Source organism: Streptomyces sp. NPDC005494, assembly GCF_042872025.1.
Taxonomy (GTDB): Bacteria; Actinomycetota; Actinomycetes; order Streptomycetales; family Streptomycetaceae; genus Streptomyces.
The window spans coordinates 156,491-177,079 of sequence record NZ_JBIAJR010000006.1; the positions used below are offsets into that span (position 1 = coordinate 156,491).

General features: G+C 68.8%; 18 protein-coding genes and 2 tRNA genes. 6 read left to right on the top strand and 14 right to left on the bottom strand.

The window, feature by feature from the left end; genetic code table 11:
• The first annotated feature begins 30 nt into the window (after positions 1-30).
• On the top strand, positions 31-2,010 hold the full coding sequence (gene pknB, locus ACFYQ6_RS19315; protein ID WP_361579135.1) for a Stk1 family PASTA domain-containing Ser/Thr kinase: 1,980 nt from the start codon (positions 31-33) through the stop codon (positions 2,008-2,010).
• A gap of 81 nt (positions 2,011-2,091) precedes the next feature.
• Here the strand turns inward: pknB and ACFYQ6_RS19320 are convergent, their stop codons facing one another.
• The 5 genes from ACFYQ6_RS19320 to ACFYQ6_RS19340 all read right to left on the bottom strand — a co-directional run bounded on the left by ACFYQ6_RS19320 (position 2,092) and on the right by ACFYQ6_RS19340 (position 6,010).
• On the bottom strand, positions 2,092-2,820 hold the full coding sequence (locus ACFYQ6_RS19320; RefSeq protein ID WP_388763951.1) for a class E sortase: 729 nt from the start codon (positions 2,818-2,820) through the stop codon (positions 2,092-2,094).
• A gap of 26 nt (positions 2,821-2,846) precedes the next feature.
• The gene (locus tag ACFYQ6_RS19325) at positions 2,847-4,328 is read right to left on the bottom strand and encodes a class E sortase (RefSeq protein ID WP_388763953.1); all 1,482 of its coding nucleotides are present in this window, start codon (positions 4,326-4,328) and stop codon (positions 2,847-2,849) included.
• Positions 4,325-4,963 (bottom strand): aminodeoxychorismate/anthranilate synthase component II, encoded by a 639-nt coding sequence (locus tag ACFYQ6_RS19330; protein ID WP_361579140.1) that lies wholly within the window; start codon positions 4,961-4,963, stop codon positions 4,325-4,327. The genes ACFYQ6_RS19325 and ACFYQ6_RS19330 overlap by 4 nt, the downstream gene beginning before the upstream one ends.
• Positions 4,960-5,148 (bottom strand): hypothetical protein, encoded by a 189-nt coding sequence (locus tag ACFYQ6_RS19335; protein WP_361579142.1) that lies wholly within the window; start codon positions 5,146-5,148, stop codon positions 4,960-4,962. Before ACFYQ6_RS19335 ends, ACFYQ6_RS19330 begins: the two co-directional genes overlap by 4 nt.
• Positions 5,149-5,284: 136 nt before the next feature.
• Entirely contained in the window at positions 5,285-6,010 is a 726-nt protein-coding gene (locus tag ACFYQ6_RS19340; protein ID WP_388763955.1) for a DUF881 domain-containing protein, read from the bottom strand.
• 178 nt (positions 6,011-6,188) lie between these two features.
• On the opposite strand from ACFYQ6_RS19340, the gene crgA reads away from it, so the two are divergent.
• Positions 6,189-6,443 carry a cell division protein CrgA gene (crgA, locus tag ACFYQ6_RS19345; RefSeq protein WP_073750650.1) on the top strand — a complete coding sequence of 85 codons (255 nt, stop codon included), beginning with the start codon at positions 6,189-6,191 and terminating at the stop codon, positions 6,441-6,443.
• Between the two features lie 243 nt (positions 6,444-6,686).
• Here crgA and ACFYQ6_RS19350 read toward each other — a convergent pair whose 3' ends face one another.
• Positions 6,687-7,592, bottom strand: coding sequence for a rhomboid family intramembrane serine protease (locus ACFYQ6_RS19350; protein ID WP_361579147.1), 906 nt, complete (start codon positions 7,590-7,592; stop codon positions 6,687-6,689).
• A gap of 155 nt (positions 7,593-7,747) precedes the next feature.
• Positions 7,748-8,275, bottom strand: a complete 528-nt coding sequence (locus ACFYQ6_RS19355; protein WP_361579149.1) for a peptidylprolyl isomerase — start codon at positions 8,273-8,275, stop codon at positions 7,748-7,750.
• Positions 8,276-8,622: 347 nt separating this feature from the next.
• On the opposite strand from ACFYQ6_RS19355, the gene ACFYQ6_RS19360 reads away from it, so the two are divergent.
• On the top strand, positions 8,623-9,351 hold the full coding sequence (locus tag ACFYQ6_RS19360; protein WP_361579151.1) for a DUF5324 family protein: 729 nt from the start codon (positions 8,623-8,625) through the stop codon (positions 9,349-9,351).
• A gap of 238 nt (positions 9,352-9,589) precedes the next feature.
• Here ACFYQ6_RS19360 and ACFYQ6_RS19365 read toward each other — a convergent pair.
• A tRNA-Ala gene (locus tag ACFYQ6_RS19365) sits at positions 9,590-9,662 on the bottom strand.
• A 170-nt stretch (positions 9,663-9,832) separates the two neighbouring features.
• Here ACFYQ6_RS19365 and ACFYQ6_RS19370 point away from each other — a divergent pair.
• Together ACFYQ6_RS19370 and ACFYQ6_RS19375 are read left to right on the top strand one after the other, a co-directional pair.
• Positions 9,833-10,381, top strand: coding sequence for a DNA-binding protein (locus ACFYQ6_RS19370; RefSeq protein ID WP_361579153.1), 549 nt, complete (start codon positions 9,833-9,835; stop codon positions 10,379-10,381).
• A 101-nt stretch (positions 10,382-10,482) separates the two neighbouring features.
• Complete coding sequence (locus ACFYQ6_RS19375) at positions 10,483-11,871, top strand: serine/threonine protein kinase (protein WP_388763958.1); 1,389 nt, start codon at positions 10,483-10,485, stop codon at positions 11,869-11,871.
• Positions 11,872-11,875: 4 nt separating this feature from the next.
• On the opposite strand, the gene ACFYQ6_RS19380 is transcribed toward ACFYQ6_RS19375, so the two are convergent.
• Both ACFYQ6_RS19380 and ACFYQ6_RS19385 read right to left on the bottom strand, forming a co-directional pair.
• Positions 11,876-13,213: a hypothetical protein gene (locus tag ACFYQ6_RS19380; RefSeq protein WP_388763959.1), complete on the bottom strand. Its 1,338-nt coding sequence runs from the start codon at positions 13,211-13,213 to the stop codon at positions 11,876-11,878.
• Positions 13,214-13,698: 485 nt separating this feature from the next.
• Positions 13,699-13,833, bottom strand: coding sequence for a DLW-39 family protein (locus ACFYQ6_RS19385; RefSeq protein WP_003958712.1), 135 nt, complete (start codon positions 13,831-13,833; stop codon positions 13,699-13,701).
• 282 nt (positions 13,834-14,115) lie between these two features.
• Here ACFYQ6_RS19385 and ACFYQ6_RS19390 point away from each other — a divergent pair, with 282 nt between their 5' ends.
• On the top strand, positions 14,116-14,475 hold the full coding sequence (locus tag ACFYQ6_RS19390) for a DUF6344 domain-containing protein (protein ID WP_388763961.1): 360 nt from the start codon (positions 14,116-14,118) through the stop codon (positions 14,473-14,475).
• A 388-nt stretch (positions 14,476-14,863) separates the two neighbouring features.
• On the opposite strand, the gene ACFYQ6_RS19395 is transcribed toward ACFYQ6_RS19390, so the two are convergent.
• The 4 genes from ACFYQ6_RS19395 to gyrB all read right to left on the bottom strand — a co-directional run bounded on the left by ACFYQ6_RS19395 (position 14,864) and on the right by gyrB (position 20,445).
• Positions 14,864-14,940: transfer RNA gene (locus tag ACFYQ6_RS19395), tRNA-Ile, on the bottom strand.
• A 71-nt stretch (positions 14,941-15,011) separates the two neighbouring features.
• Positions 15,012-15,608 carry a DUF3566 domain-containing protein gene (locus tag ACFYQ6_RS19400; protein WP_356741983.1) on the bottom strand — a complete coding sequence of 199 codons (597 nt, stop codon included), beginning with the start codon at positions 15,606-15,608 and terminating at the stop codon, positions 15,012-15,014.
• A gap of 93 nt (positions 15,609-15,701) precedes the next feature.
• On the bottom strand, positions 15,702-18,329 hold the full coding sequence (gene gyrA, locus ACFYQ6_RS19405; RefSeq protein ID WP_361579162.1) for a DNA gyrase subunit A: 2,628 nt from the start codon (positions 18,327-18,329) through the stop codon (positions 15,702-15,704).
• Between the two features lie 46 nt (positions 18,330-18,375).
• Entirely contained in the window at positions 18,376-20,445 is a 2,070-nt protein-coding gene (gene gyrB, locus ACFYQ6_RS19410; protein WP_361579164.1) for a DNA topoisomerase (ATP-hydrolyzing) subunit B, read from the bottom strand.
• Between the last annotated feature and the right edge of the window lie 144 nt (positions 20,446-20,589).

Sequence of the window (20,589 nt, forward strand, 5' to 3'; positions counted from 1 at the left end):
TCGGGACTGACGGAGAGGGCTGGATCAGTTATGGAAGAGCCGCGTCGCCTCGGCGGCCGGTACGAGCTGGGCTCGGTGCTCGGCCGTGGTGGCATGGCCGAGGTCTACCTCGCGCACGACACCCGGCTCGGCCGCACCGTAGCTGTGAAGACGCTGCGGGCCGATCTCGCCCGCGACCCGTCCTTCCAGGCACGGTTCCGCCGTGAGGCCCAGTCCGCCGCCTCGCTCAACCACCCCGCGATCGTCGCCGTCTACGACACCGGCGAGGACTACGTCGACGGTGTCTCCATCCCGTACATCGTGATGGAGTACGTCGACGGGTCGACCCTCAGGGAGCTGCTGCACTCCGGCCGCAAGCTCCTGCCGGAGCGGACCCTCGAGATGACCGTCGGGATCCTCCAGGCGCTGGAGTACTCGCACAGGGCGCAGATCGTCCACCGCGACATCAAGCCTGCGAACGTCATGCTGACGCGCACCGGACAGGTCAAGGTCATGGACTTCGGCATCGCCCGGGCCATGGGCGACTCCGGCATGACGATGACCCAGACCGCCGCCGTCATCGGCACCGCCCAGTACCTCTCCCCGGAGCAGGCCAAGGGCGAACAGGTGGACGCGCGCTCCGACCTGTACTCCACCGGTTGCCTGCTCTACGAACTGCTGGCCGTCCGGCCCCCGTTCGTCGGTGACTCTCCCGTCGCGGTCGCCTACCAGCACGTACGCGAGGAACCGCAGCCTCCGAGCAACTTCGACCCCGAGATCACGCCCGAGATGGACGCGATCGTGTTGAAGGCGCTGACCAAGGACCCCGACTACCGCTACCAGTCGGCCGACGAGATGCGGGCCGACATCGAGGCCTGCCTCGACGGCCAGCCGGTCGCGGCCACGGCGGCGATGGGTGCGGTCGGCTACGGCGGCTACGACGGCTACAACAACGACCAGCCGACCACCGCTCTGCGGGCGGCCGACCCGGGTGGCGCGCAGACGTCCATGCTGCCCCCGGTCAACCCCGACGACGGCGGTTACGGCTACGACGACCGTCCGGACCGCCGGCGCCAGAAGAAGAGCAACACCTCGACGATCCTCCTCGTCGTCGCCGGCGTCCTCGTGCTGATCGGCGCGATCCTGATCGGCCGCGCGGTGTTCAGCGAGACGGACAGCGGCGGCGGCAAGTTCGACGTGCCGAACATGGTCGGCTCCACGGTCGAAGAGGCGCAGAGGCTCGCGGACAACGCCGACATCGTCCTGAAGGTCGGCCCCAGCGAGCCCTGCGAGACCCAGGAGAAGGACTCGATCTGCAGCCAGAGCCCGTCCGCGGACGAGCAGATGGAGGCGGGCGAGACGGTGACGGTCGTCGTCTCCTCCGGTGCCCCCAAGATCGAGGTCCCGGACGTCCTGGAGAAGTCCGAGGACAGTGCCCGTAAGGCGCTGGAGGACAAGGGCTTCACGGTGACCGTGAAGACGGCCGAGTCCGACAAGACCAAGGACACCGTCATCGCGCAGGACCCCGAGGGCGGCTCGGAGGTGGAGAAGGACACCGAGGTCACGATCACGGTGGCCAAGGAAGCCACCCAGAACGTCCCCGGCGTGGTCGGCCGGTCCTACGCGGACGCGGAGGCCCAGCTCAAGGGTGTCGGATTCGCCAACGTCTCCAGGACCGACGTCGAGTCGGACCAGCCTGCCGACACCGTGATCGAGCAGACTCCCGAGGCGAACAGCAAGCAGTCCAAGGACGTCCAGATCGTTCTCAAGGTCTCGAAGGGTCCCGCTCAGCCGGAGCAGGTCACCATCCCGGGCGACATCCTCGGCAAGCGGTACCAGGACGCGAAGGCCACGCTCGAAGGCATGGGCCTCGTGGTGGCGCTCGCCCCCAACTCGCCGGACAAGCCGAACGCCCTGGTGATGAAGGCCGAGCCCGGAGGCAACTCCCAGGTACCGAAGGGAAGTACCGTCACGCTCACCACGGTCGGGGGTGGGGACGCGAACCTCTTCGGTGGAGCGTCAGGCGACTGACCGCACGGCTTCGTACCTACGCGCACGCAAGGGCCCCGGTCACCGTTCGGTGACCGGGGCCCTTGCGTGCGTCCGTGGCTGCTACCGAAGCTCCGCCGGCTTCGTGCGGTCCCGGTCCACCTTCTCGGTGCGGACCAGCTCGCCCCACACGATGTAGCGGTACTTCGACGTGTAGACGGGCGTGCACGTGGTCAGCGTGATGTAGCGGCCGGGCTTCTTGACTCCCGACTCCTTGGGCACCGCGGCGATCGCGTCGACGTTGAACTTGGAGGTCTCCGGCAGCTTCGCGTAGACCTTGTAGACGTACCAGGTGTCCTTGGTCTCGAAGACGACCGCGTCGCCCTTCTTCAGCTTGTCGATGTTGTGGAACTTCGCGCCGTGGCCGTCCCGGTGGGCGGCGAGCGAGAAGTTGCCCTGCTCGTCCGAGGGAAGGGCCGACTTCACGGGATCCGTGTAGTAGCCGGCGATGCCGTTGTTCAGGGTCGTGGTGTCGGTGCCCTTCTTGACCAGCACCTCGCCGTTCTTCATCGCCGGGACGTGGAGGAAGCCGATGCCGTCCCTGGTGTCCAGATCGCCCGGCCCGCCGGCCCAACGGTCGCGGACGGTGTTGCCCTCCTTGTCGGCCGCGCGGTCGGCGAGGACGTTGGTCCACCACAGCGAATAGACGACGAAGAGCCCCAGCACCAGACCGGCCGTGATCAACAGCTCACCGAAGAGACTCACCGCGGTCGCGACGGGATGCCGCTTCCTGTACCGCACCGGGGTCTCCGACTCGCCGGTGCGCTCCGCCTGTTCGGTCCTCGCTGCCACCGCACCCGTCCCTGTCGTGATGATGTTCAGCCGACGAGCGCGTCGGGCTTCCCCTTGCTCCGCGGGCGTTCGTCGACCATTTTGCCCCACACGATCATTCGGTACGTACTCGTGAATTCCGGGGTGCAGGTGGTCAGCGTGATGTACCTGCCCGGCCCCGTGAAGCCCGAGCCCGGGGGCACTTCGTCGATCACGGCCACATTGGACGGCGACGTCTGCGGAAGGATGCTGGCCATCTCGTACGTGTAGTAGGCGTCCTGCGTCTCCACGACGATCGGGTCGCCCGGCTTCAGCTTGTTGATGTAGCGGAAGGGCTCACCATGGGTGTTGCGGTGGCCCGCCACCGCGAAGTTCCCCTGCTCCGCCGAGGGCATCGCCGTCTTCAGCTTGCCCTCGCCGTAGTGACCGATCATGCCGCGGTCGAGGACCTTCTCCTTGCTGATGCCCTCGGCGATCGGCGCGACCACGTCCAGCTTCGGGATGTGCATGATGGCGAATCCCTGTCCGGGCTCGAAGGCTCCCGGGGAGCGTTCGCCGTTCGCCCAGTCGTCCTGGATCTTGTTCGTCTCACGGCCGGCTATCTGATCGGCGCGGACGTTGGTCCACCACAGCTGGTACGTGACGAAGAGGAGCATCAGCACACCGAAGGTGATGAACATTTCGCCGACGACCCGGCTGGCCACGACCGCGGGGCTGTCCTTGGCCGCGCGTGCCGCGCGCCGGGCCTCGAGCCGTGACATCGGAGCCGCGGGCTCCGCCGATGCCGACGCCGACGCGTCCGTGGCCGGCCGCGGTTCCGGCCGCCGACGCCCGCGCCCCTTGGCCGCCCGTCTGCGCTCCGCCCGGCCGCCCGTCGGCGAGGGCTCCGGCACGGGCGCCGGGGCATCGGGGGTGGCCTGCCGTGAGGCCTCCCGGGCGTCGGCCGACCGCAGTGCGACCGTCTCGTCGTGCCGGACCCTCCGGGCGCTGGGCACCGGCCGTGCGGGAGCGGGAGCGGACCCTTCGATCCCGGATCCTTCGGGAACGGACCCTTCCGGAACGGATCCTTCGGGAGCGGAGACGGGCATGACGGCCGTGACGTCAGGCATCGGCGTGGGCACCGGCGTCCCGGCCGGGTTCCCGGGCACTGACGCCGGTGCGCGCCCAGCCTGCTGAGGCGGGGGCGCCGCCCCGGGGCCGGGCATCGTCGCCGTGCCCTGGACCGTGTTCGCCGTGGGCGCCTCTCCGGGCCCCTGCTGCCCGTACCAGTCCCGTTGGTAGCCCTCGGGGTCGTACCACTCGCCCGGGGGCTCAGCGGGGCCCTCAGCCGCCGGACGGGGCATCTGCCGGCCCCCGCCGTCGGCCGGACCGCCCTCCGCCCGGAACCACGGCGAGGCGTGCTGCCCCGGCAGCGGATCGTTCAGCGGGTCCGCGAGCTGCTCCACCGCCGCCGCGAAGGTGCCGTCGGGCTCGTACGCACCCTGCGGGTACGAGCCTTCCTGCCCGGCGCCGGGGCGGAGTGAGGTCACGCCGCGGCCTTGCCCACCACCGGGGCGAGCCCCGCCGATCTCGCGACAGCGCCCGCGTCACCGCACTGCTCCAGCCAGTTGGCGAGCATCAGGTGGCCGTACTCCGTGAGCACCGACTCGGGATGGAACTGCACGCCCTCCACGGCGTGTTCACGGTGCCGCAGCCCCATGATGATGCCGTCGGCGGTACGCGCGGTGACCTCGAGCTCGGGCGGGACCGTCGCGGGTTCCGCGGCGAGCGAGTGGTAGCGGGTCGCGGTGAACGGGGACGGCAGGCCGGCGAACACGCCCTTGCTCTCGTGCAGGACGGGTGAGGTCTTCCCGTGCAGCAGCTCCGGCGCCCGGTCCACGACTCCGCCGTAGGCGACCGCCATCGACTGCATGCCCAGGCAGACACCGAAGACCGGAACGCCTTCGCGCGCGCAGTGATGCACCATCTCGATGCAGACGCCCGCCTGTTCTGGGGTGCCGGGGCCGGGGGACAGCAGGACGCCGTCGAAACCGTCGTCCGCGTGGTCCGTGGTCACCTCGTCGTTGCGCACCACTTCGCACTCGGCGCCGAGCTGGTAGAGGTACTGGACGAGGTTGAAGACGAAGCTGTCGTAGTTGTCGACGACGAGAATGCGTGCGCTCACTGACCGGACCCCGCTCCGCTGGTGCTCTCGCCGTCCACCGTCACGTCACCGAACGGGAGCAACGGCTCCGCCCAGGGGAAGACGTACTGGAAGAGCGTGTAGACAACGGCCAGGGCCAGCACGAGCGAGATGAAGCCCCGCACCCATGCGTTGCCCGGCAGATGCCGCCAGATCCAGCCGTACATGCTGTTGCCTCCATTCGGTACGGCACCAGACTAAACGGCCGGGGCACGGGCGTGGGTCAGCTGTGGAAAGCCGCCGGGACGCGTCCTTCACGGAGCGGCGGACCCGTCGAAGCCACCGGCGCCGGCGTCCCGCGGACTAGTCCACAGGCTGTGCGTAGTGGAGGTCGACGGTGCCCGAGTAGCCGGGGAGCGTCGTCCTGTCGTCCTCCTCGACCTTCCAGCCCAGGCCGTACGCCTTCACGTACAGCTGGTAGTTCTGGATCGCCGTGGAGTCGTCGAGCGCCTGCCGCAGCTTCTCCTGGTCGCCGACGGCTGTGACCCTGTACGGAGGCGAGTAGACGCGCCCCTGGAGGATCAGGGTGTTCCCGACGCAACGTACCGCGCTGGTGGAGATCAGCCGCTGGTCCATCACCTTGATGCCCTCCGCCCCGCCCTCCCAGAGGGCGTTGACGACGGCCTGCAGGTCCTGTTGGTGAATGACCAGGTCGTTGGGCTGCGGCTCGGGGTATCCGGGGTTCGCGGTGGCGTCCGGCGGGGCGTCGTTCAGCGTGACCGAGAGGGCCTCCCCGGTGACCGGCGTCGTGCCCGCGGCCTTCTCCAGCGCTTCGAGTTCGGCGTCCTCGGCGCGGGTGCTCCCGTCGTCCCGCCGGGCCAGGGTGTCGATGTCCGCGCGCACGGAAGCGGTCGACTCGTCCAGCTCCGCGTTCTTCTCGCTGCGCTGCTGGATGAGATCGGAGAGCTTGAGCAGCGAGGAGTCCGTGCGGATGTCGGTCCCTTTGGCCGTGTTCGCGCTGGTGACGAAGATCAGTCCGGCAAGGGCGAAAACGGCAGCGGTGAGGCTTTGGACCGGCCACCGGGACATGCGCCGGGCCGGGCCTCGAGGAGAGTCGGCAGAATTGCTCAACGTACCCTTATCTCCTTAGGCGCCACGGAAGCACTACGCTAACGGACGCCCCGGGGAGGCAGCATTCCCCCTCGCGCCCCGGCGCCAGCCACAGATCCCTGCGCGGTCACGCAGCGCATCGACAGGAGAGTCCCTCGTGCCGAAGTCACGTATCCGCAAGAAGGCAGATTTCACGCCTCCGCCGGCCAAGCAGGCGACGAGCATAAAGCTGACCAACCGCAGTTGGGTGGCGCCGGTGATGCTGGCGCTCTTCCTGATCGGTCTGGCCTGGATCGTGGTCTTCTACGTCACCGAGGGCGACCTGCCGATCAGCGCACTGGGCAACTGGAACATCGTCGTGGGCTTCGGCTTCATCGCAGGCGGCTTCGGCGTCTCCACACAGTGGAAGTAGCTCTGCCCTGAAGTTACCCACAGAGTTATCCACAGGTAGGGGAAAAGGTCAGACGATCTGTGGATAACTTCCCTCGAAGTTGACGCCGGTGTGACTACACACTTGCGCATCGCGGGAGCCTGCGCCCCTTGTCCTGACTGGGAAAACCCGGTTCAGCGACAAGGGGCACACCTGTTCCACACGTCATGCACAAGATCCGGCACGCTCTGTGGACAACCACACCTCTGGAGCAACGGCTTCCGCTCAGGTGAGCGCAGCGCTCCTGGCGAGGACGATGGCCACGACCGCCCCCAGGACCAGCGCGCACGCGCCGTACTGCACGAGCTTCCTGCGCTCCCGCGGCGCGTGGACCATGGCAATCGCGATCAGTGCACCGGCGACCAGCCCGCCCACGTGAGCCTGCCAGGCGATCGCGCCCCATGGGTTGAAGGTGAAGATCAGGTTCACCACGAGCAGCGCGATCACCGGCCGCATGTCGTAGTTCATCCGGCGCATCAGGACGGCTGTCGCACCCAGCAGTCCGAAGACGGCTCCGGACGCTCCGAGCGTTCCCTGCGCGGGGTCGGAGATCCAGTAGGTGAGGGCGCTGCCCGCGAGGCCCGAGAGCAGGTAGAGCGCGAGATAGCGGGCACGGCCGAGGGCGGCCTCCAACGGGCCGCCGAGCCACCACAGCCCCAGCATGTTGAACGCGATGTGCCACACCTCCTGGTGCAGGAACATCGAGGTGACCAGCCGGTACCACTGCCCCTCGGCCACCCCCTGCACCCCGGCCGAGGCATCCCCCGTGTGGGCCCGGCCGAACAGCAGCAGCTCGTCGACCAGTGGACGCCCTGCCACCGAGACCGCGATGAAGACGGCGATGTTGATGACCAGCAGGATCTTGGTGATCAGCCGCGGATCCTCCGCGACGCTGCCGCCCGCCAGCGTGCGCGGCCGGCTCGCCGCCGGGTGATGACCCGTGCCGGAGCCCTCACGGACGCATTCCGGGCACTGGAAGCCCACCGAAGCCTCGATCATGCAGTCCGTGCAGATCGGCCGCTCGCACCGCACGCAGCGGATCCCCGTCTCCCTGCCCGGATGCCGGTAGCACGTGGGAGGACCGCCCGCAGCCGCGGACGCGTCCTGGTCGTTCGGCGGCTGCTGCTCCATCGGTCACGGCCCCTTCGGTCCTCGTCCGTGGCGGTGGCACAGATGCGTCCGCCCCGCACGCCCGTTATGTAACAGTACGGACGAGCAGGGCGGTTGGTTCCCCGCACGGTGACGCGCCTCTTCGGGTGGCGGCCGCACTCACGCCCGGCGAGAGGTCAGCGGGTCTCGATGGCGACCGATTCGAGCACCACGTCCTGCAGCGGGCGGTTGGTGCGCGGGTTGGTGGGAGCCGCCGCGATGGCGTCCACGACCTTCCTGCCCGCGTCACCGGCGACTTCCCCGAAGATCGTGTGCTTGCCGGTCAGCCACGCGGTCGGCGCCACGGTCACGAAGAACTGCGAGCCGTTGGTCCCCGGTCCCGCGTTGGCCATCGCGAGCAGGTACGGCCTGTCGAACGCGAGGTCCGGGTGGAACTCGTCCCCGAACTCGTAGCCGGGACCGCCCGTCCCGTTGCCCAGCGGGTCGCCGCCCTGGATCATGAAGCCACCGATGACGCGATGGAAGACCGTGCCGTCGTACAGCCTGTCCGTGGACTTCCTGCCGGTCTCGGGATTGGTCCACTCGCGCTCGCCGGTGGCGAGCTCGACGAAGTTCTTGACCGTCCTGGGAGCCTGGTTCGGCAGCAGCCGGATCTCGATGTCACCCAGGCTGGTCCTCAAAGTGGCGTAAAGCTCCTCGGCCACGGTCTGCCTTCCGTAAGTCCTCGCTGGTGACCCCCGATCCTCGCACGGAGCACCCCTCGGACAGCCCGGTCGCAGCCCGGGACATGAGGCACTCACCTCGTTGCCCGCTTTCCTGCACCTTTCCCACACTTCCTGCGGGACGGATACGGCCAAGTGCCCGACGACGCGAAGCGCCCCGACACGAACCGTGGAATCGTCGGCGGCACGCTCCCCTTGCACCGTATTGCCCGAGAATGACGTTCATGACCCGGATGCCCGTCCCGCATGGCGCTCGATGCCTCAGCGGGCATGATTTTCAAATGGGTGGATAGGCGGAGTACCTACCCGCCACCAAGGAGGAGGATCCCGTGACCCGCATCGACAGCGTGCGCGCCGCAACCTACTCGGCGAAGGACAGTGCGCAGCACGCCGCGGAAGTGGTGGCGCCTTACGCCGACACGGCCAAGGAACAGGCCGCGCACTACGCGCAGGAGGCTCGTGCACTGCTCGCGCCCAAGGTGTCGAAGGCAGCCGCCCAGGCCCGCGTCCAGTACAGCGCGCATCTCGCACCGCGCATCGAACAGGCACTGACCCACGTACCCCCCAAGGTCGACCACGCCGCGCAGAAGGCCGCGGCACGGACGCGCACCGCTGCCCGCACCGCAGCGGACTACACCGTGCCGCGCGTCGAGTACGCGGTGGCCGCGAGCCGGCCCATGGCCGAAGAGGCGACGGCCCGCAGCGCTGCCGCACTGGCCGCACTCCGTGGCCAGGTGACGGCCAAGGAGATCCAGAAGCTCGTCAGGAAGCACGAGCGACGGGCCAGGGCGGGCAAGCTGGCCAAGGGCTTCATCATCCTGGGAGCCCTGGCGGGTGGAGCCTTCGCCGCCTGGAAGTGGTGGGACAAGCAGGCCAACCCGGACTGGCTCGTCGAGCCGCCCGCCCCCACCGAGGTGGGCGACGACCGCGCCCCGCTGACTTCGGTCGACGGCAGCGGCCAGCCCGTGCTCGACCCGGAGGTCCGGGTCAAGCAGGACGACGCCGAGGCCGGGTCCGACCCGACGGACGGCGACGGGCGCGACGACCGCCACCAGTAGAAGCATCCACTGCCCTCCCGGGCAGGGCGCCTCGGAGGGGCGCCGGACGACCTCACGGTCTCCGGCGCCCCTCCGTCGTTCCACGTGAAACAGAGGGCCCGCCGGAGAAGCCAGAGAAGTCTCCGCGTTTCACGTGAAACACGGCCCCCACGTGAGACCGGACATCACGCGGGCCCCGGACACACGGGAGAGCCCCCCGGACCCGCGCTGACGCGGGTCCGGGGGGCTCTCCGGAATGTGGAGCCTAGGAGATTCGAACTCCTGACATCTGCCTTGCAAAGGCAGCGCTCTACCAACTGAGCTAAGGCCCCGAAATGCGGACACCACGGGACACATTCATGCCGCGCCATCCGTCGCAGAACAGAGTACCGGGTGACCCCCTGATTCCTCCAAAACGATTGGGACTCCCGGTCCGCAACGGCTCTCCGTAAGATGCACGACGAGGTTCGCAGCAGCGAAGCCGCAGCGAAGGGGAGACGCAATGGACGCAGCGCAGCAAGAGGCCACGGCTAGAGCCAGAGAGCTCCAGCGCAGCTGGTACGGGGAGCCGCTGGGGGCGCTCTTCCGCAGACTGATCGACGACCTCGGCCTCAACCAGGCGCGCCTCGCCGCCGTGCTCGGGCTGTCCGCTCCCATGCTCTCCCAGCTGATGAGCGGCCAGCGGGCCAAGATCGGCAACCCTGCGGTCGTCCAGCGGGTCCAGGCCCTCCAGGAACTCGCCGGGCAGGTGGCGGACGGCAGCATCAGCGCGGGAGAGGCCACCGAACGGATGGAAGAGATCAAGAAGTCTCAGGGCGGCTCGGTCCTCACCAACACCGGTCAGACCGCGACCACCGGCGGAGCCCCCACCGTGCGACGTGTGGTCCGGGAGATCCAGTCCCTGCTGCGCTCGGTCGCCGCGGCCGGAGACATCATCGATGCCGCCGACTCCCTCGCCCCGGCCCACCCCGAACTGGCAGAGTTCCTCAGGGTCTACGGAGCGGGGCGCACCGCCGACGCGGTCGCACACTACGAGGGCCACCAGAGCTAGAGCAGGACCCGAGGCCGGGAGCCGACCCGAGGCGGGGCGGCCGGGGCAGTACCGACAGCCGGGGCACGAACCGATACGTGAACGGGAGCGGGCGCAGCGCAATGGGTGAGGTCTTCGCTGGTCGGTACGAGCTGGTGGATCCGATCGGACGTGGTGGGGTCGGCGCCGTATGGCGCGCATGGGACCACAGACGCCGCAGGTATGTGGCGGCGAAGGTCCTCCAGCAGAGCGATGCGCACACGCTGCTGCGCTTCGTCCGTGAGCAGGCGCTGCGCATCGAGCATCCGCATGTTCTCGCGCCTGCCAGTTGGGCGGCCGACGACGACAAGGTCCTCTTCACGATGGATCTGGTCAGCGGGGGATCGCTGGCCCATGTCATCGGCGACTACGGCCCGCTGCCCCCGCGCTTCGTGTGCCTGCTGCTCGATCAGTTGCTCTCCGGGCTGTCCACCGTGCACGCCGAGGGGGTGGTGCACCGGGACATCAAGCCGGCCAACATCCTCATGGAGGCCACCGGCACGGGCCGGCCGCACCTGCGGCTCTCCGACTTCGGCATCTCGATGCGCAAGGGCGAACCTCGGCTCACCGAGACCAACTACGTGGTCGGTACGCCGGGTTACTTCGCACCCGAGCAGATGATGGGTGCGGAGCCCGACTTCCCGGCGGACCTCTTCGCCGTGGGCCTCGTCGCGCTCTATCTGCTCCAGGGGCAGAAGCCCGACTCCCAGGCGCTGATCGAGTACTTCGCCGCGCACGGCACTCCCGGTGCCCCACAGGGTGTGCCGGAGCCGCTGTGGCAAGTCCTCGCGGGTCTGCTGCAGCCGGACCCGCACGCCCGCTTCCGTACGGCCACCGGTGCGCGTAAGGCCCTGACCGCGGCCGTCGAGATGCTGCCGGAGGCGAGTGCCGAGGACGAACCGGTAGAGGTCTTCGACCAGATCGGCCCGCTGCCCGCCGGTTTCGGCCCCGAGGGGCCGGAGGGCCCCGCCGGCCGCGGCGGCCCCGTCGGCTCGCTGAGCGGCCCTCAGGCGCCCGCTCAGGCGGTCGGCCCCACGCCAGTGCCCCAGCCGTCGCCACAGCCGTCACAGCAGCCCCAGGGCGCTGGACAGCAGCCGTACGCGCCGCACCCCGCGATGTCGGAGACGGGCAGCTTCCATCTCGCACCGCCCCCTCAGTCACAGGCACCCCAGGGGGTGCCAGGGGCGCAGCCACCCTCGCCTCCCGTTCCGCTCCAGGGTTCCCCCTACGCCGACACCCCTCCGGCGGATCTCGCCCACGCCGTCACGGCGGCCGTGCCGTACGGCTCGGCACCCACCCGGGCCTACACCGCTCAGCATCCCCAGGCTCCCCGGACGGTCACGCCTCCCGCTGCCGCCCCGCAGACATCGCCCGTAAAGCGACCGGGACCGCCACCGAAGGTGGCGATCCCGGTCCTGCTGGTGGCTCTGATCTGCTTCGCGGTGGGCATCTGGGCTCTCACCCAGACCTGACCGGCTACCAGGCCTGCGGGGGCGGCCCTCCGAGCGGCTGGTGCCCGCCACCCGTACCGGGCGGCATGGCGGCCGCCCTGCGCCTGGCCAGCAGCGTCCACACCCCGAGTCCGAGCACCAGCACGGAACCCGTGCCGATTCCGGCGGCGGCCACCATCTTCATGGTGTCGCTCTCGCCGGCCTCGGGTGCGCTCTGACCGCTCTTGGCCATGTCCCTGTCGTCGTCGGTGACGCCGAAGATGCCGGCGTCTCCCTGATAGGGCGAGGGCTTGCTGTCGTTGACGACATTGACCTTGAGCGTCAGGCCGATGGGGTCCTGCCCGTAGTGCTCAGCAACCTTGGGGGAGAGCGTCACCGACAGGTAATACCAGCCCGCGAAGCGCATCGCGCTCACGTCCGACGCCACGTCGTACCGGTTCTCGTACGCGACAGGAGGCAGCGGGTTCAGCGCCACCGAGGTCGGAGCCCCGGAGTACGACAGGGTCGCGTCCTCCACGTGACCCCGGACAGGATTGTCCAGCGCCACCGCCAGGGCGTTGCCGAGGAACTCGGTCGACTTACCGCTGTTGCTCAGCGCGGCCGTGGCGAAGATCTGCTGGCCCCAGTCCACGGGCACCCGGTAGAACCGGGTCTGGCCGGGCGCGACGGCGTCCACCCACTCGCCGGCCTCGAGACTGGTCGCGTCGTAGTAGCTGCTTCCGCCGGCCCGCTTCTGCTTCCCCGCGGCGGGAGCCGGTGACGAGGAGGGCCAGTTCTCCGGCGCCTCGGTCGGTGGCGTCTCACCTTCCTTCAGGGCGGGCTCGGTCTCGAAGCGCAACTCGAGGTCCCACGCGCCCGGCGAGGAAGTCGCCTTGCTCTCCCGCTCGATGAGGACGTTGTACGTACCGCCCGCCTTGCAGATGGTGCTGTCCTTCCGCACCGTCCGATGGGCGTACGCGGCGATCGGGCGCGGGAACTCGGCCGACCCGAAGGCCGCGTCCCCGGAACTGCACCGGTTGTCGTCGAGGTCCCTGAGGCTGATCGTGATGCCGTCCCCGTAGGCGACCTTTCCGCCGGTCTTCGGTACCACCACCGCGGAGACGTACGCATCGGTGCCGGCGTCGAGCTCCAGCCGGTAGTACAGCTTCTGGCTCCCCTCGATGGAGCTCTTGTAGACCGATCCCGGCTTCAGTTCCTCCGCCTCGGCGTTCGACTCCGCGCCCTGGACCGATGTCGCCGCCGGATCGAACGTGTACGCCGCGGGGCCGTCGGCCGCGTGCGCCTGGCCCGGCAGCGCCGCCACCGCGCACATCGCCGCGAGCGATGCCAGCGTCACCCGGCCCCTGTTGCGCTGCCTGTTCACGCGCTTCCCCTCGTCGTCTGCGTGCCTGCCCTGCGCCGGCTGCGACGAGCCCGGCGGCCGGGTGCGGCCCCGGCGCCCGCGCCGGCAGCGGGCACGATGCCGGTCCATCCTGCACCGCCCGTACCGCCGGTGTCTTCCGCCGCCCCTGTTTTGCCGTCGCCGCCTGTGCCGAGGGTCAACGGGCGCTGCCGGAAGCCTGTTTGCCCCTCCACTCGAAGGAGCCGAAGACCTGGCCGTCGGTACCGTCCCCACCAGGGCGAACGGGCCTGGTCCGCCACTCTCGACGCACGGCGTCGCTCCGCCTCACCCGTGCTCCCGCCGAGTCCTCCTCGACCCCGGCCCACCACGCACCTTTGCTCACGCAAGCCACCGATGTGCCGAGGTGACCTCAAGGGAGCGGGGGTCACGGGCGCGCCACAGCGCACCCGGGGCAGCACAAAGCCCCGGCCGCTCGGCGACCGGGGCTTTTAGCAGACTGTTCCGTCTCACACACCCGAACCTGCGGGCACGGAGTCGGTCGCCTCCGTCCACAGATCCTGCTCGGCGCGATCCGCCTGGATCTGGCGGTACACGAGGAGCCCGCCGATGGCGGCCAGTGCGACCAGGAGAAGCTTCTTCACCGCGCGACCTCGTCTTTCCTTGACGTAAGGGACTTCTGCCGCCCGACTATACACACCGGCCGATACCGTTCGGTGACCTGCCCGGAAGCCTGTGGCCGCTTGTTCCCGGCCCTCTTCCGGACCCCTCACGACACCTCGGAAGCGGTTTTTCGGACCGGTTGAACCATACGAGTGGTGTTCATCAGAAGATCGGCGCACCGGGGGCGTCGGTACCGGATTCCCCGGCCCGGATCCACATCATCGGAAAGGTAAGCAAACCGGACCACCTGAAAGCGAGGGGCCATGAGCACCTTCAGGGTCAAGAGCATCTGGACCGCCTTCATCACCGCCTTCTTCGCACTTCTCGCCTCGATGGGCCTGGCCACCGCGCAGGCCACGGCCGCGGAGCCGGCGACCACGACCCACGAGCACACGGGTGCGACCGCGGCAACCGCGACCACCCCGTCCGTGCGATGGACCCTTCCGCGTGACAGGGCGCTGCCACCGACGATGAAGCAGCGCATCCGCGCCGAGGCTCACGGATCCTCCCCCGCCACGCGCCAGCTGTCCCCGGACGCCACGGACACCGCGTACGCGACGAACAGCACCCGCTCCACCCACGGCGCCGCGCCTGCCGGGGACTCGTCCCCGCTGCCACCCTGAGCGCCCCGCACACTCGTTCAGGCCCCCGCCCCGGTACACACCGGCGGGGGCCTTTTCCGTGCGCCCGTAACGGCATGCGTCCATGCGGCATGCGCCTGTGCGGCATACGTCCGTGCGGCACCCCTGGACCGAACCGGGGCCAGGGGCCCGCCCGGCGTCGGCGCGCACCCCGTCCACGCCCCCCCCGGGGGGCGGACGAGCCACTCCCGAGGGCCGTGGCGCTGCGGGCCCGGCAGTACCGAGGGCACACCGACAGGCGCCACAGGTGAACTGGCTCACATCACGGCCTCCGCGGCCGGTGAACAGCACCCACAGTGCGGTGAGCCCGCACGAGCAGCCCTGGATACGCGAGAACCCCCCACCGTGATCGGTGAGGGGTTCTCGTGTCTGGTGGGGCTAACAGGATTTGAACCTGTGGCCTCATCCTTATCAGGGATGCGCTCTAACCAACTGAGCTATAGCCCCGCCGCGCTGCTGCGCTGACTTCTGAAGATTAGCGCACGTCGGGGCCAGTCCCAAAATCGATACCCGGTCGCCTACTCGTCCTCGGCGAGAGTGAGCTCCACGCCACCCACGAAGCCGGCCGACAGGTTGTAGATGAACGCGCCCAGCGTCGCCAGCGCGGTGGCCAGCACCACGTCGATCACCGCGATGACCGAGGTGAAGATGAGGACGCGCGGCAACGACAGGAACGACTGCAGATCGAAGCCGTTGCTCTCGTTCGAACCGGTGGCCTCGCTGATCGTGCCGCCCACGGTGGAGAAGACGCCCATCGCGTCCATCACCATCCACAGGACCGCGGCGGCGACCACCGTGCAGATGCCGAGCGCGATGGAGAGCAGGAAGCTGACCTTCATCACCGACCACGGATCGGCCTTGGCCACCCTCAGCCGCGCCTTACGGGTACGCGGAGTGGTCCGCGCCCCCGTGCGGGGCAGCCGGGTCGCCTGTACGCCGCCCACGCCCTGCGCTCCGCCCTGTGTGCCGCCGCCCTGCGTACCGCCCGCCGGGGACGGATACGCCTGCGGCGGGTGGTAGGGCCCCGCCTGGCCCGGTGCGGGCTCACGCTCGCCGGGCAACGGCCCGGTCGCGTACCCCTCGTACTGCGGCTGCGGTCCCCGAGTGTCCGTCACAGTGCCCCCTTGGGAGTCCGTGGCAGGACCACGGACGCCGCTCGCGCCTGCTCCGGAAGCGGCCGAACCGGCGCCCGTGGCTCCACTCACGCTCTACTCCTCGTGCTCCCCGGCCGAAGGCGCCGTGCCCTCGACTGTGCCCTCGACCACGTTCTCGGCATGGGCCTCGACCGTGGCGCCTTCGGCCTCATCGGTCCCGTCGACCTCTTCGGCCTCACGACCGGCCTCGGCGTTGCGCGCGATGCCGACGACGGCATCACGCTTGCCCAGATTGATCAGTTGGACGCCCATGGTGTCACGGCCCGTCTCCCTGACTTCATTGACTCGCGTACGAATCACACCACCGCCGAGCGTGATGGCGAGGATCTCGTCCGCCTCCTCCACCACCAGCGCTCCGACCAGCGAACCCCGGTCCTCGACGATCTTGGCAGCCTTGATGCCCAGACCGCCACGGCCCTGGACGCGGTACTCGTCCACCGCGGTGCGCTTCGCGTACCCGCCGTCGGTGGCAGTGAACACGAACGTACCGGGCCGGACAACATTCATCGAGAGCAGTTCGTCGCCCTCACGGAAACTCATGCCCTTCACGCCGGACGTGGCGCGGCCCATGGGGCGCAGCGCGTCGTCCGTCGCGGTGAACCTGATCGACTGGGCCTTCTTGCTGATGAGCAGCAGGTCGTCCTCGGCAGAGACCAGCTCCGCGCCGATCAGCTCGTCGTCGCTGCCGTCCTGCGTCTCGCGCAGGTTGATGGCGATGACACCGCCGGAGCGTGGGGAGTCGTAGTCCTTGAGCGCCGTCTTCTTCACCAGGCCGCCCTTGGTGGCCAGGATCAGGTAGGGCGCCGCCTCGTAGTCTCGGATCGCCAGGATCTGCGCGATCTGCTCGTCCGGCTGGAACGCCAGCAGGTTCGCGACGTGCTGGCCGCGCGCGTCCCGGCCGGCGTCCGGCAGTTCGTAGGCCTTGGCCCGGTAGACCCTGCCCTTGTTCGTGAAGAACAGCAGCCAGTGGTGCGTGGTGGACACGAAGAAGTGGTCGACGATGTCGTCTTCCCTGAGCTTCGTGCCGCGGACGCCCTTGCCGCCGCGCTTCTGCGAACGGTAGTCGTCCGTCTTGGTGCGCTTGACGTAACCGCCGCGGGAGATCGTGACGACGATGTCCTCCTCGGCGATCAGGTCCTCGATGGACATGTCGCCGTCGAAGGGCACGAGCTTGGAGCGCCGGTCGTCGCCGAACTTGTCGACGATCGCGGCCAGTTCCTCGCTCACGATCTGCCGCTGCTTCGCGGGCGAGGCCAGGATCTCGTTGTACTCGTTGATCTTCGCCTGGAGTTCGTCGTGCTCCGCGGTGATCTTCTGGTGCTCCAGCGCGGCCAGGCGGCGCAGCTGCATCTCCAGGATCGCGTTCGCCTGGATCTCGTCGATCTCCAGGAGGCCCATCAGGCCCTCACGCGCGATCTCCACCGTGTTGCTGCGGCGGATGAGCGCGATGACCTCTTCGATCGCGTTCAGCGCCTTGAGCAGCCCGCGCAGGATGTGCGCCCGCTCCTCGGCCTTGCGCAGGCGGAACTTCGTGCGCCGGACGATGACCTCGATCTGGTGCGTCACCCAGTGACGGATGAACGCGTCGATGGAGAGCGTGCGCGGCACCCCGTCGACGAGCGCCAGCATGTTCGCGCCGAAGTTCGTCTGCAGATCGGTGTGCTTGTAGAGGTTGTTCAGCACGACCTTGGCGACCGCGTCACGCTTCAGCACGACGACCAGTCGCTGGCCCGTGCGCGACGACGTCTCGTCACGGACGTCCGCGATGCCGCCGATCTTGCCGTCCTTCACCAGGTCGGCGATCTTCTGCGCGAGGTTGTCGGGGTTGGTCTGGTACGGGAGCTCCGTGACGACCAGGCACTGCCTGTTCTGGATCTCCTCGACCGCGACGACCGCCCGCATGGTGATCGAGCCACGGCCCGTGCGGTAGGCCTCCTCGATGCCCTTGCGGCCCACGACCAGCGCGCCGGTCGGGAAGTCCGGGCCCTTGATCCGCTCGATGAGGGCGTCCAGGAGCTCCTCGTGCGAGGCCTCCGGGTGCTCCAGGTACCACTGCGCGCCGGCGGCGACCTCACGGAGGTTGTGCGGCGGGATGTTCGTCGCCATACCGACCGCGATGCCGGCGGAACCGTTCACCAGGAGGTTCGGGAAGCGCGCCGGCAGAACCGTCGGCTCCTGGTTGCGGCCGTCGTAGTTGTCCTGGAAGTCGACGGTCTCCTCGTCGATGTCCCGGACCATCTCCATGGACAGCGGCATCATCTTGCACTCGGTGTACCGCATGGCCGCGGCCGGGTCGTTGCCCGGAGAACCGAAGTTGCCGTTGGAGTCCACCAGCGGCATGCGCATCGACCAGTGCTGCGCCAGTCGCACGAGCGCGTCGTAGATCGAGGAGTCGCCGTGCGGGTGGTACGTACCCATGACGTCACCGACGACGCGGGCGCACTTGTAGAAGCCCTTCTCGGGCCGGTAGCCGCCGTCGTACATCGCGTACAGCACGCGGCGGTGGACGGGCTTGAGACCGTCCCGTACGTCGGGCAGCGCACGCGACACGATGACGGACATCGCGTAGTCGAGGTAGGAGCGCTGCATCTCCGTCTCGAGCCCCACGGGCTCGACACGCATGCCCACGCCCGGGACAACGGGCTCCTCTTCGGGCATCACAGGGGTGTTCTCGTCGGCCATTGCTGGTCAAAGTCCTTTCGCACTGCGGCTTGCTTGTACGGCCGACTCAGATGTCGAGGAAGCGGACGTCCTTGGCGTTGCGCTGGATGAACGAGCGCCGCGCCTCGACGTCCTCGCCCATCAGCACCGAGAACAGGTCGTCGGCCTGCGCCGCGTCGTCCAGCGTGACCTGGCCCAGCACACGGTGGTCGACGTCCATCGTGGTGACGCGCAGCTCCTCGGCGTTCATCTCGCCGAGACCCTTGAAGCGCTGGATCGAGTCTTCCCTGATGCGCTTGCCGTTCTGCTTACCCAGGGCCACCAGGGCGTCGCGCTCACGGTCCGAGTACGCGTACTCGAAGTCGTCGCGGCCCCACTTGATCTTGTAGAGCGGCGGGCGCGAGAGGTAGACGTGCCCGGACTCCACCAGCGGCCGCATGAAGCGGAACAGGAAGGTCAGCAGCAGGGTGTTGATGTGCTGGCCGTCGACGTCGGCGTCCGCCATCAGGATGATCTTGTGATAGCGGAGCTTCTCGATGTCGAAGTCCTCGTGGACCCCGGTGCCGAAGGCGGAGATCAGCGCCTGCACCTCAGTGTTCTGCAGGATCTTGTCGATACGGGCCTTCTCGACGTTCAGGATCTTGCCGCGGATGGGCAGGATGGCCTGGTACATCGGGTTACGGCCGGACTTCGCGGAACCACCGGCGGAGTCACCCTCGACGATGAAGATCTCGCACTTCGTCGGGTCGTTGGACTGGCAGTCGCTCAGCTTGCCGGGCAGCGAGGCGCTTTCCAGCAGCCCCTTGCGCCGGGTGAGGTCCCGGGCCTTGCGGGCCGCGACACGGGCCGTCGAGGCCGCGATGCCCTTGCGGATGATGTCGGCGGCCTCGTTGGGGTTCCGGTCGAACCAGTCCGTCAGCTGCTCGTGGACGACCTTCTGGACGAAGGTCTTCGCCTCGGTGTTGCCCAGCTTCGTCTTCGTCTGGCCTTCGAACTGGGGCTCGCCCAGCTTCACCGAGATGATCGCCGTCAGGCCCTCGCGGACGTCCTCACCGGTGAGGTTGTCGTCCTTCTCGCGCAGCAGCTTCTTGTCGCGCGCGTAGCGGTTGACCAGCGAGGTCAGCGCCGCGCGGAAGCCCTCCTCGTGCGTGCCGCCCTCGTGCGTGTGGATCGCGTTGGCGAAGGAGTAGACGCCCTCGGTGTACTGCGTGTTCCACTGCATGGCGATCTCGGCCGAGAGGAGGCGGTCCTTGTCCTCGGCCTCGATGTCGATCACCGACTGGTGGATGAGGTCGCCCTTGCGGGAGTTCAGGTACTTGACGAAGTCGACGATGCCGTTCTCGTAGTGGTACGTGACCGTCCGGTTCGGCTCCTCCTCGGAGACCTCGACCGCCTCGGCGCTGTCGGCGCCCGCCGTGGCCTTCGCCGACTCGCGCTCGTCGGTGAGCTTGAGGGTGAGCCCCTTGTTGAGGAACGCCATCTCCTGGAAGCGGCGCGAGAGCGTCTCGAAGGAGTAGTCGGTGGTCTCGAAGACGTCTCCGTCAGCCCAGAAGCTGACGCTCGTCCCCGTCTCGTCGGTGGCCTCGTGACGCGCCAGCGGGGCGGTCGGGACACCGAGCTTGTAGTCCTGGGTCCAGCGGTAGCCGTCCGTCTTGACCTCGACGGAGACCCGGGTGGACAGGGCGTTGACCACGGAGACGCCGACGCCGTGCAGACCGCCGGAGACGGCGTAACCGCCGCCGCCGAACTTGCCGCCGGCGTGCAGGACGGTGAGGACGACCTCGACGGCCGGCTTGCCTTCGGACGGCACGATGCCGACGGGGATGCCGCGACCGTTGTCGATCACGCGCACCCCGCCGTCGGCGAGGATCGTGACGTCGATGGTGTCCGCGTGTCCGGCCATGGCCTCGTCGACCGAGTTGTCGACAACCTCTTGCACGAGGTGGTGGAGACCGCGCTCACCGGTGGACCCGATGTACATGCCGGGTCGCTTGCGGACCGCGTCCAGGCCTTCGAGCACGGTGATCGCGCTCGCGTCGTACGAGGCGGTCACCTCGCCGTGCTCACCGGCTGTGGACGGAATGTTCTCGTTGGGGTTGCCGGAATCGGCCACGAAGCGCCCTTTCTGGCACAGCACAGGCCGTTCTCCGGCAGGCGGGAGCGGCTGCGTCGTTCGGCTTGTATCGACGAATCCCGCGAGGAAGCGGGATTGTCCACCAGTCTACCGGTAGCGCCGACATGAATGGGGGTTTGCCGGTGCCTGAGTACGCATGTGCCGCCC

Coding starts and splice junctions, on each gene's coding strand:
- gyrA (WP_361579162.1), bottom strand. CDS start 18,329: ATGGCCGACGAGAACACCCCTGTGATGCCCGAAGAGGAGCCCGTTGTC.
- ACFYQ6_RS19340 (WP_388763955.1), bottom strand. CDS start 6,010: ATGTCCCGGTGGCCGGTCCAAAGCCTCACCGCTGCCGTTTTCGCCCTT.
- ACFYQ6_RS19375 (WP_388763958.1), top strand. CDS start 10,483: ATGGGTGAGGTCTTCGCTGGTCGGTACGAGCTGGTGGATCCGATCGGA.
- ACFYQ6_RS19370 (WP_361579153.1), top strand. CDS start 9,833: ATGGACGCAGCGCAGCAAGAGGCCACGGCTAGAGCCAGAGAGCTCCAG.
- pknB (WP_361579135.1), top strand. CDS start 31: ATGGAAGAGCCGCGTCGCCTCGGCGGCCGGTACGAGCTGGGCTCGGTG.
- ACFYQ6_RS19350 (WP_361579147.1), bottom strand. CDS start 7,592: ATGGAGCAGCAGCCGCCGAACGACCAGGACGCGTCCGCGGCTGCGGGC.
- ACFYQ6_RS19390 (WP_388763961.1), top strand. CDS start 14,116: ATGAGCACCTTCAGGGTCAAGAGCATCTGGACCGCCTTCATCACCGCC.
- ACFYQ6_RS19335 (WP_361579142.1), bottom strand. CDS start 5,148: ATGTACGGCTGGATCTGGCGGCATCTGCCGGGCAACGCATGGGTGCGG.